We start from the raw sequence: 15,452 nt of genomic DNA on the forward strand, positions 1-15,452 counted from the left end.
ATACTCCTTATACTCGCTCAATAATGGTGGCAATTCCCATCCCACCGCCTACACATAATGTAGCCATGCCGCGTTTTTTATCTTGTCGTTCTAGCTCGTCCAGTAAGGTGCCTAAAATCATGGCACCTGTAGCGCCAAGTGGATGACCCAAGGCAATAGCACCACCATTTACATTGACTTTGGCGGGATCAACCTGAAGTTCTGTAATAAAACGCAGAACCACGGCTGCAAAGGCTTCATTGACTTCAAACAGATCAATATCTTCAATGTTCAGTCCTGCTTTGGCTAAGGCTTTGCGTGCTGCAGGCGCGGGTCCTGTGAGCATAATGGCAGGGTCTGTGCCAACCAGTGCGGTAGCAAGCACTTTGGCGCGTGGTTTTAAGTTGTGTTGTTGTACCGCTTGTTCCGATGCAATCAAGACCAATGCCGCGCCATCAACAATACCTGATGAATTGCCTGCATGATGCACATGATTGACTTGTCCTGCTTCAGGATATTTTTGCAGGGCAATCGCATCAAAACCCATTTGTCCCATATTGGCAAAACTCGGCTTGAGCTGTGCCAAGTTTTCAGCCGTGGTCTGTGGTTTGATAAATTCATCTTGTGCCAAAATCACCACACCTGCCTGATCTTTGACAGGTACAATCGAGCGCTCGAAATGTCCCTGTGCTTGTGCTGCTGCGGCTTTGTGCTGTGATGCTGCTGCAAATTGATCGACTTCTGTACGGCTATAGCCATCGAGTGTGGCAATTAAGTCAGCGCCAATACCTTGTGGAATAAAGTCACAAGCCATATTGGTTTCAGGGTCGAATGCCCAAGCACCACCATCGGAACCCATTGCCACACGTGACATAGATTCCACACCACCTGCAACGATTAAATCTTCCCAACCCGAACGAACTTTTTGCGCTGCGAGGTTCACGGCTTCTAAACCTGAGGCACAAAAGCGGTTGATTTGTACCCCAGCAACATCATTGTCCCAACCTGCGGCAATCGCTGCGGTTTTGGCAATATCTGCACCCTGATCGCCAATTGGTGTGACACAACCCAAAACAATATCGTCTACTTGTGAGGTGTCTAGGTTGTGTCGTTGCTGTAATTCATTCAATAAGGTGGTGAGTAGGCGAATGGGTTTAACTTCGTGTAATGCGCCATCTTTTTTTCCTTTGCCGCGCGGAGTGCGAATGGCATCAATGATGTAGGCCTCGCTCATAATCAATCCTTTGTCGATAGTTTTCTTTATGATTGCTTTTGAGTGTAATCTGAAAATTTTGAAGTGCAATGATGAGAACGGTACAGGTCAGTGAGGTTTTTTGCTAATTGGGATGACGCAGTAATTTGGCAGAAAGATTGAAACTATAATAGAGCGATAAAAAAAGCCCTTGCGGTGTGCAAGGGCAATCGATTGGAATTACGAGTTATTGTGAATTGTCGATTCTAAATTAATGATAACCGTGCAACTGACGGTATAAACCAGGTGTGACGCCAGTCCACTTTTTGAAAGCACGGTGGAAAGTACTGGTTTCGCTAAAGCCAACTTGTTGTGCCACATCTTCAAGGGTCAGTTCAGGATTCAGCAATAGGTGAATCGCGGCATCACGGCGTAATGCATCTTTTACCCCTTGATAGCTTTTGCCTTCTGCTGCCAAACGACGACGCAAGGTTTGTGGCGATAGGTACAGCATGGATGCAACATCGTTCAAGGTTGGCATTTCTTCGCCAATTTGGCTCTTTAACACGTCACGAATACGCGAAGTTAAAGAATTGGTGTTTTTGAATTTCACCAACAATTGCGCAGGCGCGGTTTTTAAGAATTCGTCTAAGGTTTCTTGGGTTTGACGAATTGGTAAATCCAAGTAGTCGGCAGCAAAGGTAATTTCGGTACGTGGCATATCAAATTGCATGACAGGCGCAAAGAACAGCGCATCGTATTCATCTGCATGTGCAGGACGTGGATAGCCAAAATGTACGCGCTCCAAAGGCAGGCGACGTTCAATCAGCCAAGATGCCAAGCCGTGCCAAATCATCAACATACTTTCAGTAATAAAGTGATCAGGATCCATAGCTTGTGGAATAGATGGTACCAAACGTGCTTCGTGTTTATCACGTTCTAAGGTAACCGACCAATCATCACCAAACAGTTTGTAGAATTGCGAAGAGAGTTCTAAGGCATCGCCCAGTGTTTTGGCGTGAATTACCAATTGGCACATGATCGCGAATGTACCCAAACGACGTGGCTGAGAATCAAAACCCACGTGTTCGTCTTGGGTCACCATCCACAACATTTTAATAAAGCGAGTATATTGTTCAGGTGAAATACGTGCTTTCGGTTGGCGCAGAAGTTCTGCCTCAATACCGACATGAGATAATAAGGTTTCGACATCCATGCCGAGTCGCTTAACACCCGTGAGCGCTGCATTTACAAAATGGATACTAATGGTATCTCTGCTCATGTTAAATCCTTCAGTCTCTTTTGTATTCACGTAAGCTTGACCTAAATGACGCTAAAAATTGAAATTGGCAATTTACAATACCAATTTTACTTATTTTACATAATAAATTGCCGAAATGATCAAGGTAAATGGCTGAACATGACATTGTGTTACAGTTTTGCTGTTTATAAGATGAACGGAAAATCAGTAAAAATCGAGTAATCACAACAATGACACATGCACTGAGCGGTTTAAAAGTTTTAGATTTTTCTACCTTATTGCCCGGCCCTTTTGCCAGTTTGTATTTGGCGGATATGGGTGCAGAGGTGATTCATATTGAATCGGCAACCCGTCCTGACTTAATTCGTTTATTTCCGCCCTATGCCAATGGACAAGCGACTTCGCACAGTTATTTGAATCGGAATAAACAGTCAATTACTTTGGATTTAAAATCCCCCGAAAGTATTCAGCTTATTCACGATAAAATTGCCGAATTCGATATTGTATTGGAACAGTTTAGACCAGGCGTGATGCAGCGTTTAGGGCTGGACTATGCCAGCTTGGCAAAAATTAATCCGCGACTGATCTATTGTTCCATCACAGGTTATGGACAAACAGGCGATTATCAACAAAGGGCAGGACATGACATCAACTATTTAGCCTTGTCTGGCATTGCGGGGCATAGTGGACGGCAAGCGGGTGGGCCGCCACCGCTCGGGATTCAAGTGGCCGATGTAGCAGGTGGATCATTGCATGCTTTGGTGGCGATTTTAAGTGCAGTGATAGAACGTCAGCGCAGTGGTTTAGGGCAGTATATTGATATTTCGATGACCGATTGCGCTGCGACTTTAAACAATATGGCCGCTTCAGCAGTTTTGGCGGCACAGGTTCCTCAATATGCTGAGCAATCTTACTTAAATGGTGGCACCTATTATGACTATTATGAAACAGCAGATGGCCGTTATCTTTCAGTCGGTAGTTTAGAGCCGCAGTTTATGCAGGGTTTGGCACAGATTTTAAACTTACCGATACTTTTGGAAAAAGGGGCATCTTTAGATCCGCAAGAGCGCTTGCAAGTCAAACACGCTATTCAAGATAAAATTAAAACACAAAGTTTTGCCATATGGCAGCAGGTATTCGCGCAATATGATGTCTGCGTTGAACCTGTATTCACTTTAGATGAAGCCTTACATTCACCTTTGGCACAGCAACGCGGTTGGACAGTAGAAGTTCCTATTCAGCAGAATGCCGAAAAAACTGAAACTCAGTTGGCGTGTCCAATTAAATTTTCACGTTCTCAAATGCGTTACGATTATATCGGGCAGGCTTTGGGTGCAGGGCAGTGGTCATCTCAGATTAAAAATCAGGATGAAGATGAAGCCAAGTCGTAATTTCAGGTAATCAATAATAGATCGAATAGATGCTATAGCAGAAAAAGTGCTAAAGCATGCACTATTTTGTGATAGCTCTATAAAAAGCCTGTAAATTTTGGCAAAGGCTTACAGGCTGTGATGTTGCAATGGCTTATCAATAAAATCGCTAATAAATATGTAAAAAACACATTTTGTTGATAGATTGAATCTCGCTATGCTGTCAGCCGTGATAATAGAAATGACTAGCTGTACGCCATGTATTTATATACTGATTTCGATCAGCAACTGATTAATGAACGTGTTGCACAGTTCCGCGACCAAACGGAACGTTATTTAGCAGGCAAATTGACTGAGGATGAATATCGTCCATTGCGTCTGCAAAATGGTTTGTATGTACAACGCTATGCGCCAATGTTGCGTATTGCGGTGCCTTACGGTCTGATGAACTCTAAGCAATTGCGTAAAGTTGCGCAGCTTGCCAAAGACTATGACCGTGGCTATGCGCACGTATCAACACGTCAAAATATTCAGTTTAACTGGCCTGCACTGGAAAATGTGCCTGACATGTTGGCAGAGCTTGCAACCGTACAAATGCACGCAATTCAGACTTCGGGTAACTGTATTCGTAATACCACTACAGATCAATATGCAGGTGTCGTGGCGGGCGAAATTGCTGACCCACGTCCAACCTGTGAATTAATTCGTCAGTGGTCAACTTTCCACCCTGAATTTGCCTTCTTGCCACGTAAATTCAAAATTGCGGTGTCTGCACTGGAAGAAATTGACCGTGCTGCGACTGCATTTCATGACATTGGTGTCTATATTGTCAAAAATGAAGCAGGCGAAATTGGCTATAAAATTAAAGTTGGTGGCGGCTTAGGTCGTACTCCAATTATCGGTAGCTTTATTCGTGAGTTCTTGCCACGTGAAGACTTGATTGCTTATTTAGAAGCTATTTTACGTGTTTATAACTTGCATGGTCGTCGCGACAATAAATATAAAGCACGTATCAAAATTTTGGTAAAAGCCTTAACTCCAGCAGTATTTGCAGAAAAAGTTGAAGCTGAATTTGCACATACGGTGAAAACCTTAAAAATTGATGCAGAAACTTTGCAAAAAATGGATGAAAACTTCACGCCATTTGCTTATCAAAACTATGCCGATGAAGATTTTAGCGAGCTGTTTGCGCAGTATCCAAAATTCAAGCAATGGTTCAACATCAACACCAATGCGCACAAAGTACAAGGCTATCGTATTGTCACCATTTCATTGAAACGTGCAGGTGTTGCACCGGGTGACATGACGACAGAAGAAATGAATCTGATTGCAGATTTAGCCGATCAATATACCTTTGGTGAATTGCGCACCACGCATGAGCAAAATATTGCCTTGGTAGATGTGCCACAAAAAGACCTGTTTGCATTGTGGCAAGTGCTCGATGCCAATAACTTGGCGCGCGCGCATATTGGCTTTATTACCGATATTATTTGCTGTCCGGGTGGTGATTTCTGTTCACTTGCCAATGCCAAATCTATTCCAATTTCAGAAGCCATTTCACGCCGTTTTGATGATTTAGATACCATTTATAATCTTGGCAAACTGGATTTGAATATTTCAGGTTGTATGAACGCTTGTGGTCATCACCACGTTGGTAATATCGGGATTTTAGGTGTCGATAAAAAAGGCGCGGAATTCTACCAAATCACTTTGGGCGGGCATGCAGACCATGATGCGTCAATCGGTGATATTTTAGGGCCATCTTTTGCTGCTGAAGTGATTCCTGATGTGGTGGAAGAAATTTTAAATACCTACTTAGATTTGCGTAGTGAAGGTGAAGACTTCATCGACACTTATCGCCGTGTCGGCATTCAACCATTTAAGGAGCGCGCTTATGCTTAATACTGCACTACCTGTGCTCGCGAAAGATGGCACGATTACAGACAATACTTATCAAGTGATTGCTGAAGATGCAGCATTACCGCAAGGTGATGTGGTGCTCAGCGTTGAACAGCTTGATCAGTTGGCACAAATTTCAGGTAAAAAAGCCCTATATTTAACGGTAGATGCTTCGCCTGAAAACCATGAATTTCCATTGGCAGAACTGGATGCAATTTTTATTGAATTTTCAGGTTTTAACGATGGCCGTGGTTATTCTTTTGCGGCATTGTTACGCCGTCAAGGCTTTCAGGGTGAACTTCGCGCAGTCGGTGATGTCTTTAAAGACGTCTTAAATTATATGAAGCGTGCAGGTTTCGATACTTTCGTGATTAAAGAAGGTAAAGATGTGCAAGAAGCTGCAGCAGGTTTGGCGGACTTTACCCATCCTTATCAAGCTTCTACCGCAGTGCCAAAACCAAATTATCAAACAGGTGCGTAATATATTGATGATGGATTTCATCGAAATGTAGATAGATTTTATCGAAATATCGCGGTTCACACATTTACAAACAGCCTGCCATGTGCAGGCTTTTTGTTTGCCTTAAAATGATCAAACGGCTTGTTTTATCGCACTTCTTAATGATTTAATTTACCGCAAAGTGCTGTAGTATAAGCACGCTGATGTAGCATCGCAGTCTTATGTAGGCGTTATTTTTACATTATCAAAAATCAATCAAGACGATAATTTGATGTGATTATCCTCTGATTTATTTTTCAATTTTTTCATGATGAAGTGATTTGTCTTTATGCAAAATTCTATCCGTATTGGTATTGCTGGTTATGGCAACTTAGGTCGTGGTGTTGAAACGGCGATTCATAAAAACCCAGATTTACAATTGGTGGGTATTTTTACCCGTCGTGCGCCTGAAAGCGTTTCACCATGTTTTGCTGAAACAGCAGTGTTTCACATGGATTCATTGTCAGATTTTCAAGACAAAATTGATGTGCTGATTTTATGTGGTGGTTCAAAAGACGACTTGCCACAACAAGGTCCAGTACTGGCGAGCCAATTTAATATTGTCGATAGTTTCGATACGCATGCACGTATTCCTGAATATTATGCATCTGTAGATGCACCAGCTACAGCTAATCAGAAAACTGCCATGATTTCTATTGGTTGGGACCCAGGCATGTTCTCAATCAACCGCTTATTTGGTGAAGCATTGTTGCCCGATGGCGAAACGTATACCTTTTGGGGTAAGGGCTTAAGTCAGGGACACTCAGATGCAATTCGTCGTGTGGATGGCGTTAAAGCGGGTGTGCAATACACCATTCCTTCAACTGAAGCGATGGAAAAAGTACGCAGTGGTTCGCGCCCTGAATTAAGCACCAAAGACAAACATACCCGTGAGTGTTATGTGGTACTTGAAGATGGCGCAGATGCAGCAGCAGTGGAACAAGCAATTGTGACCATGCCAGATTATTTCGCTGACTACAACACAACCGTAAATTTCATTGATGAAGCGACTTTAGCCAAAGATCACCAACGCATGCCACATGGCGGTTTTGTCATTCGCAGTGGCAATACCAGCGATGAACAAAAACAAGTGCTTGAGTTCTCATTGAAGTTAGACAGCAATCCTGAGTTTACCGCGAGTATTTTGGTGGCTTACGCACGTGCTTGTTATCGTTTAAACCAAATGCAGCAATATGGTGCAAAAACTGCTTACGATGTTGCGCCAGGCTTATTGTCAATGAAATCGCCTGAACAGTTGCGTGCAGAATTGCTCTAAGACTTTTTCAAGCCGTAAGCAAAAAGACGAATCATTGATTCGTCTTTTTGCTTTTTGAATAAAGAGGGGTTAGGGAATGACTGTATCCCATCTGCCCTAATTCCGTTTTACAAATAGGGCTTCAAGGCATTAAAGCAATTCAATCGCAACTGCAGTTGCTTCACCACCACCAATACAGAGAGCAGCAACGCCACGTTTGCCACCTGTGCGTTTAAGCGCATGAATTAAAGTCAGGATAATACGTGAACCTGTAGAACCCACAGGATGCCCAAGTGCACATGCACCACCGTTGATATTCACTTTTTCAGGATCAAGCTTGAACTCATCCATTGGGCACATGGTGACCATAGCAAAAGCTTCATTAATTTCCCATAAATCTACATCTGCAACTTGCCAACCCGCTTTATCCAATACTTTTTGAATCGCACCAATTGGAGCAATGGTGAATTCTGAAGGATGTTGTGAGTTGGTTGCATAGCCCACAATTTTTGCCATAGGCTTTAACCCTTGGGCAGCAGCATGTTCAGCAGAAGTGAGTACGAGTGCCGATGCACCATCCGAAATAGAGCTGGCATTTGCAGCAGTAATACTACCATCTTTAGCGAAGGCTGGACGAAGTGTTGGAATTTTTTCAATATTGGCATTAAAAGGTTGTTCATCTTTATCTACAATGACATCGCCTTTACGTGTTGCAACTGTCACAGGGACAATTTCATCGGCAAAATAGCCTTCATTGACTGCAGTTTGTGCACGTTTGAGTGAGCGAATCGCAAAGTCATCCATTTGTTGGCGTGTGTAACCTTTGCTATTGGCCATATCTTGTGCGAATGAGCCCATTAAACGCCCTGTTTCTGCATCTTCTAAGCCATCTAAGAACATGTGATCTTTCACATCACCGTGTCCCATGCGGTAACCCGCACGTGCTTTAGTCAGAATATAAGGTGCATTACTCATTGACTCCATACCACCAGCGACAATGATTGAGGCAGAACCTGCTTTGATTGCATCGGCTGCTTGCATGACAGCTTTCATACCAGAACCACAGAGTTTGTTGATGGTGACCGCACCTGTAGAATCTGGTAAGCCTGCTTGACGCATCGCCTGACGAGCAGGGCCTTGCTTTAAGCCTGCAGGCAGGACGCAGCCCATAATGACTTCATCGATTTCTGTTGCTTGTACCCCCGCACGTTGAATGGCCGCTTGGATACTTGCCGCACCTAATTCTGGTGCAGTCACATTGGCTAAACTGCCTTGAAAGCCACCCATTGCAGTGCGTGCACCATTTACAATAACGATATCCGTCATTTTATTCTCCCAGTTTTTTTATATGTGCTTTTGTCTAGATTTAATTCCAAGCAGGAATAGATCACTTCAGCAGTATAGGCAAAAAAAGATGAGAATAAAGTGACAATATAAAGATCATTTAGACTGCTCAGTTAACATCCATTGATGTCTTCAGCTCGAGTTTGCCCCATTTTACTAAGCACCAGTCGTTTGCTCGCGACGTGAGTAGAGCAGTAAAAGAAACTACCATTCGAGCCGATCGGCAAACCTTGTTGAGCATTAAAAGTCACACTAGGAATGTTTAAAGTTCCACGCCAATCCAGAGTTCCGTATTTAAGTGCAGTTTTTTCTGTATAAAGAATGTATTCACTGTCGTCAATTTGGCGGTTTCGATTACGATCCATAAAGATCAAAAAACCAGTATCCCAGTTTTGCATACTACATTGAACAAAGTTTTGTGTAGGACAAATCACCACATTGCTATGATGGGTGAAGGCATGAGAACGTGCTATTTTCAGACTGGCCTGTAATGAATAATGAATTCGTTTGAGTTCTTGTTCTGCCATCAGTTGATGAAAATGGGGTAGGGCAATCATGACTAAAATCGCACTAATTGCTAAGGTGACGATCAATTCAAACAGCGTGAAGCCATTTTTTCTTACATTCGACATAAGTCTTTACCTGTTATTGTTATGTTTTTTTATGATTAATTTGAGTAATTTGTTGTTTTATAGCGCTTTATGTGTTGTATAATAATTTCTAAACAACTTTTCGTGAAAGTGTTAGAATAAACCGCAAGAAAGATAGGCTATTCGCACCAAATAATTGAGTAAAAAGTTACCGAATTACAACGGAAATTGTAAGTAATTTTGTCAATAATTTACTTGATTAAAATTATCAAGCACTTGGAAAAGTAAAAAAGTGTTTGTATGATTCAAAGTGACTAGCTTAAAAATAATACTGGGGTATAAGAAAGCCTATCTCAGGGTAGTCGAAAATTTAAGCTTGAGCTTGAACAACAATTGTTATCTCTGGAGGATAAATCCATGAAAATGAGTCGTATTGCATTAGCAATGCTCGTAGCTGCTCCTTTAGCTGCTGCAAACGCGGGCGTAACTGTTACCCCATTAATGCTTGGTTATACTATGTTTGATACACAGCATAACAATGGTGGTAATGATGGTAGTTTAACAAGTGGCGCAGAACTTGATGATGACTTGTTCGTGGGTGCAGCACTTGGTGTTGAGCTTACTCCTTGGTTAGGTTTTGAAGCTGAATATAGCCAAATCAAAGGTGATGTGAGTAACGGTGGTGAATACAAGGGTCAAAATATCGCAGGTAACTTCTATGCGACTTCTGATCTAATCACTAAAAACTATGACAGCAAAATCAAGCCATACGTACTTTTAGGTGCTGGTCACTATAAATATGACGTGGAAGGTGCTAATGGTGTCGGTTATATCCGTGATGGTGAAGAAGGTACTTTAGGTAATGCAGGTGTGGGTGCGTTCTTCCGTTTGAACGATGCTTTATCTCTTCGTACTGAAGCACGTGGTACTTACCACTTTGATGAGCAATTCTGGAACTACACAGCTTTAGCTGGTCTTAACGTAGTTCTTGGTGGTCACTTGAAGCCAGCTGCTCCTGTAGTAGAAGTTGCCCCAGTTGAAACCGTTGCTCCAGTTCAACCTGCTCCACAAGAGTTGACTGAAGACTTGAACATGGAACTTCGTGTGTTCTTTGATACAAACAAATCAAACATCAAAGATCAGTACAAGCCAGAAATCGCTAAAGTTGCTGAGAAGTTAGTTGAATATCCAAACGCTACTGCTCGCATCGAAGGTCACACTGACAACACTGGTCCACGTGCATTGAACGAACGTTTATCTTTAGCGCGTGCGAACTCTGTTAAATCTTCACTTGTAAATGAATACAATGTAGATCCAGCTCGTTTGTCTACTCAAGGTTTCGCTTGGGATCAACCGATTGCTGACAACAACACTAAAGAAGGTCGTGCTATGAACCGTCGTGTATTCGCGACGATCACTGGCAGCCGTACAGTGACTGTTGAACAACAAGCTCAATAATTTGAGTTAAGTTGAAAAAACGACTCTTCGGAGTCGTTTTTTTATACTTCTTTTTTATGAGGTGTTTGGATTAGAAAGTGCCTGAAATGATTTACATTCAATACGTTTAAAAAATATTGTAAAAGTATGATTTTTAGAATAATGAGTAAATAAGGTAGAGGCTGACGGTGCTTAATATTTCGGTTTGTTGAATTGTAAACTAAGCCGAATTTTTATATCAAGTTTATCGTCAATTCATTTAAAAACTCCAAAGCGGTGCCCCAGATCAAATTTTGAAACAAGATACATGGACTGGTTGTCCATCAGTCAATCAAGTCGTTGTTTAGCGACTATAAAATCAACATTGAGCAGTTTGTGGCGTGATCTCTCGCCGTAATATTGATAACAAAAATATTTTAAAAATAGAATTTGTCTTAAATTTACGCCATAAAAAAACAGCCAAATGTTGGCTGTTTTTAGAATCTTAGCTTCTCAAATGAAGCATAACAGAAGAAGATTTATTTTAGTCATGATCAGGGTGTAGTGGTTTCACATCCATATCCTGATATGCAATCAGTTTAGTTTTGTGTTTCCATTTATAGCCTAACCAAATGACCAAGAACAAAAGAATACCAATATAAGTCGATAAAACTGCGAGCCATTCACCTTCGAGAACTGCTTGGTAGTTTTGCCCTAACACGACAATTGCACACAAAATAAAGGCAAACCATGGCGCAAAAGGAAAAAATTTAGCGCGGTAATCTAAATCTTCAAGTTTGTAGCCTTGTGCCAAATAGCCTTTACGGAAGCGATAATGCGATACAGCAATTCCGAGCCAAACGATAAAACCACACATGCCTGACATATTCAGAAGCCAGTTAAATACTTGTTTTTCGCCGATAAATGTTGTTAAAAAACATAGTGCAGCGATTGCTGTTGTGGCATACAGTGCATTCATTGGGACGCCACGAGCATCCAAGCGGGCAAAAGCTTTTGGAGCACTGCCTTTACGTGCCATATCAAATAGCATACGGGTCGATGAATACATACCCGAGTTACCGGCAGAAAGAATCGCAGTTAAAATTACTGCATTCATGACACTTGCGGCAAAGGCAAAGCCTGCCTGTTCATACAATAAAGTAAACGGAGAGAGCGCAATGTTATCGGTGGCGGCTGCTTGAAGTAAACGTGGGTCATCATAGGCGATTAAGGTACCAATAATGAAAATACACACGATATAAAACAATAAAATACGCCAGAAGATTTGTTTGATTGCAATAGGAATGGTTTTCTTAGGATTTTTAGATTCACCCGCAGCAACCCCCACCATTTCTGTACCCTGAAATGAGAATCCTGCAATCATTGCTACCCCAATTAAGGCGGATAATCCACCTACAAATGGCGCTTCGCCTTTGCTCCAATTGGCAAATGTAGCAACATCAGGGTTGAGCATGATTTTGACAATCATAAAAATACCGATAATGATGAATGCCACAATCGCAAGTACTTTGACCAAAGAAAAGAAGAACTCAGACTCACCAAAACCTTTGACGGTTAATGCGTTAATTGCGAAAACCACCGCTAAAAATAATGCACTCCAGTAAAAGCCAGGAATATCAGGAAACCAAAATTTCATGATGAATTGCACCGCAACCAATTCAAATGCCACGGTAATAGCCCAGTTGTACCAATAGTTCCAACCTAGTGCAAAACCGAAACCACCTTCGACATATTTACTGCCATAGGTAAAGAAAGCCCCAGAGGTTGGATTGTGGGTGGCAAGTTCCCCTAAACTGGTCATCAAGAAATAAATCATCACACCAATGAGGGCATACGCAAGCAAGGCGCCACCAGGACCTGCATTGGCAATGGTCGCACCTGAAGCAAGGAATAAACCTGTACCAATTGAGCCACCAATGGCGATCATGTTTAAATGACGCGCACCGAGCTTACGCTGCAGTTTTCTACTGTTGTGTGAGTCGCTCATCCTACTTCCTTTGTATTTTTCTGCGTGCTAGCAAACAGCACTTTAAAGCCTTGTTGATCTGCCTTGATTGTGCATTGACCGAAACTTTGTTCAATTAAGAGTGGATAATTCAAAAAGCGATTGGCCACAATCCAAAGTTCACCACCCGATTTCAGATGACGACGTGAAGTTTTACACAGGTTTTCACTGGCATCGTAATGTGTTTGAATGCCTTGGTGGAATGGAGGATTACTCACGATGGCATGCAAAAATAGCGGTGCATCTTCAACGCCTGTCACGGCTTTAATTTCAAGTTGTTGTGGATTGAGCTGATTTTTTTCAAACGTCATTAGCGTTGACGCTAAAGCAAAGGCATCGACATCTAAAGCAAAAATACGATTTTCAGGGTTAAGTTTGGCTAAGTAAGCACTGATCACACCCGCGCCACAGCCAAAATCTGCAATTTTTCCAGCAGTAACCTGATTCAAGTAAGGCAGTAATACAGCCGTGCCAACATCCAAGTGTTTTTGGCTAAATACACCCGGCAAGGCACAAATCTGTAAATCGCCTTTAGGTGTAGCAACTGTATAGTTTTTCGCCCAATCTGCTAAGGTTTTAGTTTGAACCTTGCAGTCTAAAATCAGCTGCCATAGTTGGCAGTGGCGGGCGCTATCTAGTTTGAGTGTTTTGCCATAAGGTTGTAATTGCTTTGCAGCCCGTTCAATTCCTGCTTTCTTTTCACCGACTAAAAATACGCTGCTGCCTTGTGGGAGTTGTGCGGCAATGGTGTGAATCAGGTAATTGAGCAGTTCCTTAGATTTCGGTACAAAAATAACAGCCTGATCAAATTCACCGACAGGCAATTCTGCACCAAAATGCACTTGTGCCTGTTGATTTTGAAAGTATTGATAGTCGTTAAAATTCCATGTCCAAACAGAAGCTTGGATTGAGTCACCCAATTCTGCGAGGAGTTGATCGGTCGGGGCATTGATCAGTAGAACGCGACCAGACAAATAGTCGTATTGTCTGAGTAAAACTTCGCTTTGGGGGTTCATGGTTCTCTCTCCAATAGAAAAACACTGTCTAAGTTCAGCTCAGACAGTGTTTTTTGGACATGCAATTACTTTTTAGTTTCAGGAAGCACAATATTTAAAATGAGTGCTGCAATACCGCCTGTTGCAACGCCTGAACTGAAAATATTACGGAATAATTCAGGTAAGTGTTCCAGAATTTGTGGCACTTGTGCAACACCTAAACCTAAGCCCAATGAAATTGCAATAATCAGCAAGGCACGACGATCTAAAGCGACACCTGAAAGAATATTGATTCCCGAAGCGGCAACAGCACCAAACATCACCATCACAGCACCACCTAATACGGCTTGAGGCACAGCCTGAATCACACCTGCGACCGCAGGGAGCAGGCCTAAAATGATGAGGAGGGCTGCAATCCAGATGCCAACATAACGGCTAGCAACACCTGTGAGTTGAATCACGCCATTGTTTTGGGCAAATACTGAACTTGGAAAGGTGTTGAAAATCCCTGCCAAGAATGAGTTAGCGCCATTTACCAATACACCGCCTTTAATGCGTTGCATCCATTGTGGGCCATCGACAGGTTGATTGGAGAGTTTAGAGGTCGCGGTAATATCACCAATGGCTTCTAATGACGTCACCAAATAAATAAATGCCAATGGAATGAATAAGCTCCAAGAGAAATCCAGTCCAAAATGCATCGGAGTCGGCACTTGTACCAGAGGCGCATCTTTCAGACCTGAAAAGTCGAGATGACCCATCATGCCTGCCATTGCATAACCAATCACCAAGGCAATTAAAATGGCAGAGCTTTTAATCCACGTGATATTGATGCGGTTCAAAATAATAATAATTGCCAAGACGGTACACGACATAATCAGGTTGTCGGTATTGGCAAAGGTATTATTGCTCATGGCTTGGTAGCCACCGCCCATACTGATTAAACCTTCTTTAATTAAGGTCAAACCAATGAGAAGTACCACAATACCAGTGACCAATGGGGTAATCAGCTTTTTGACCCACGGTAAAATTTGCGATACGCCCATTTCAATAAACGAACCTGCAATGACCACGCCAAAAATTGCCGCCATGACCGATTCAACAGGTGTGCCTGCGGCGACCATAGCAGAGCCAATACCAATGATTGGGCCAATAAAGTTAAAACTGGTGCCTTGCACAATGAGCAAACCTGCACCAAAAGGGCCGACTTTTTTACATTGTAAAAAGGTTGCAATGCCTGAAATGACCAAAGACATTGACAAGATCATGTTGGTATCTTGTTTGGAAACACCTAAAGCCAAGCAAATTAAGAGACCTGGTGTGACAATTGGAACAATAATTGCCAGTAAATGCTGAAAAGCTGCTAAAAAAGCGATGAATGGTTTTGGACGGTCATTCAGACCATAGACCAAATCGAGCTGGTCTTTTGGGTGGGGAGAGTGGTTTAAATCAGACATGAGTCATAAAAAATTGCAAAAGTGGCGCTATTCTAATCGAGTTACACAGCTTTACAAAACCCAAAGCACGCCACTCATCAAAAAAAATTGTGTGTGTCAATAAAGTGTCACTATAAAACTTTAGTATTTTTCTGTATAATTTGCCCTCAAATTTATAGCGTATTGAATT

General features: G+C 42.2%; 12 protein-coding genes. 5 read left to right on the top strand and 7 right to left on the bottom strand.

Going from position 1 to position 15,452, the window contains the following annotated elements:
• Positions 1-7: 7 nt before the first annotated feature.
• Together FTT78_RS02725 and FTT78_RS02730 are read right to left on the bottom strand one after the other, a co-directional pair.
• Complete coding sequence (locus FTT78_RS02725) at positions 8-1,213, bottom strand: acetyl-CoA C-acetyltransferase (RefSeq protein WP_180043549.1); 1,206 nt, start codon at positions 1,211-1,213, stop codon at positions 8-10.
• Positions 1,214-1,442: 229 nt separating this feature from the next.
• Positions 1,443-2,453, bottom strand: a complete 1,011-nt coding sequence (locus FTT78_RS02730) for an AraC family transcriptional regulator (protein WP_004972448.1) — start codon at positions 2,451-2,453, stop codon at positions 1,443-1,445.
• A gap of 209 nt (positions 2,454-2,662) precedes the next feature.
• Here FTT78_RS02730 and FTT78_RS02735 point away from each other — a divergent pair, with 209 nt between their 5' ends.
• The 4 genes from FTT78_RS02735 (at position 2,663) to FTT78_RS02750 (ending at position 7,476) form a co-directional block, all read left to right on the top strand.
• Complete coding sequence (locus FTT78_RS02735; RefSeq protein ID WP_180043551.1) at positions 2,663-3,823, top strand: CaiB/BaiF CoA-transferase family protein; 1,161 nt, start codon at positions 2,663-2,665, stop codon at positions 3,821-3,823.
• A gap of 237 nt (positions 3,824-4,060) precedes the next feature.
• Positions 4,061-5,704 (top strand): nitrite/sulfite reductase, encoded by a 1,644-nt coding sequence (locus FTT78_RS02740; RefSeq protein ID WP_004972445.1) that lies wholly within the window; start codon positions 4,061-4,063, stop codon positions 5,702-5,704.
• Positions 5,697-6,182, top strand: a complete 486-nt coding sequence (locus FTT78_RS02745; protein WP_179989191.1) for a DUF934 domain-containing protein — start codon at positions 5,697-5,699, stop codon at positions 6,180-6,182. The genes FTT78_RS02740 and FTT78_RS02745 overlap by 8 nt, the downstream gene beginning before the upstream one ends.
• A gap of 307 nt (positions 6,183-6,489) precedes the next feature.
• Positions 6,490-7,476 carry a diaminopimelate dehydrogenase gene (locus FTT78_RS02750; protein ID WP_180043553.1) on the top strand — a complete coding sequence of 329 codons (987 nt, stop codon included), beginning with the start codon at positions 6,490-6,492 and terminating at the stop codon, positions 7,474-7,476.
• Between the two features lie 129 nt (positions 7,477-7,605).
• Here the strand turns inward: FTT78_RS02750 and FTT78_RS02755 are convergent, their stop codons facing one another.
• Positions 7,606-8,781 carry a thiolase family protein gene (locus FTT78_RS02755; protein WP_180043555.1) on the bottom strand — a complete coding sequence of 392 codons (1,176 nt, stop codon included), beginning with the start codon at positions 8,779-8,781 and terminating at the stop codon, positions 7,606-7,608.
• Between the two features lie 131 nt (positions 8,782-8,912).
• Positions 8,913-9,431: a GspH/FimT family pseudopilin gene (locus FTT78_RS02760; RefSeq protein ID WP_180043557.1), complete on the bottom strand. Its 519-nt coding sequence runs from the start codon at positions 9,429-9,431 to the stop codon at positions 8,913-8,915.
• A 375-nt stretch (positions 9,432-9,806) separates the two neighbouring features.
• Here FTT78_RS02760 and omp38 point away from each other — a divergent pair, with 375 nt between their 5' ends.
• Entirely contained in the window at positions 9,807-10,847 is a 1,041-nt protein-coding gene (omp38, locus tag FTT78_RS02765; protein WP_004972434.1) for an outer membrane protein Omp38, read from the top strand.
• Between the two features lie 502 nt (positions 10,848-11,349).
• On the opposite strand, the gene FTT78_RS02770 is transcribed toward omp38, so the two are convergent.
• The 3 genes from FTT78_RS02770 to FTT78_RS02780 all read right to left on the bottom strand — a co-directional run bounded on the left by FTT78_RS02770 (position 11,350) and on the right by FTT78_RS02780 (position 15,283).
• Positions 11,350-12,813 (bottom strand): amino acid permease, encoded by a 1,464-nt coding sequence (locus tag FTT78_RS02770; protein WP_096901564.1) that lies wholly within the window; start codon positions 12,811-12,813, stop codon positions 11,350-11,352.
• The gene (locus FTT78_RS02775) at positions 12,810-13,847 is read right to left on the bottom strand and encodes a methyltransferase (protein WP_131260729.1); all 1,038 of its coding nucleotides are present in this window, start codon (positions 13,845-13,847) and stop codon (positions 12,810-12,812) included. Before FTT78_RS02775 ends, FTT78_RS02770 begins: the two co-directional genes overlap by 4 nt.
• 65 nt (positions 13,848-13,912) lie before the next feature.
• Positions 13,913-15,283 (bottom strand): uracil-xanthine permease family protein, encoded by a 1,371-nt coding sequence (locus FTT78_RS02780; protein WP_004972426.1) that lies wholly within the window; start codon positions 15,281-15,283, stop codon positions 13,913-13,915.
• Between the last annotated feature and the right edge of the window lie 169 nt (positions 15,284-15,452).

Source organism: Acinetobacter sp. YH01011, from assembly GCF_013420785.1.
GTDB classification, from domain to species: Bacteria; Pseudomonadota; Gammaproteobacteria; order Pseudomonadales; family Moraxellaceae; genus Acinetobacter; species Acinetobacter towneri.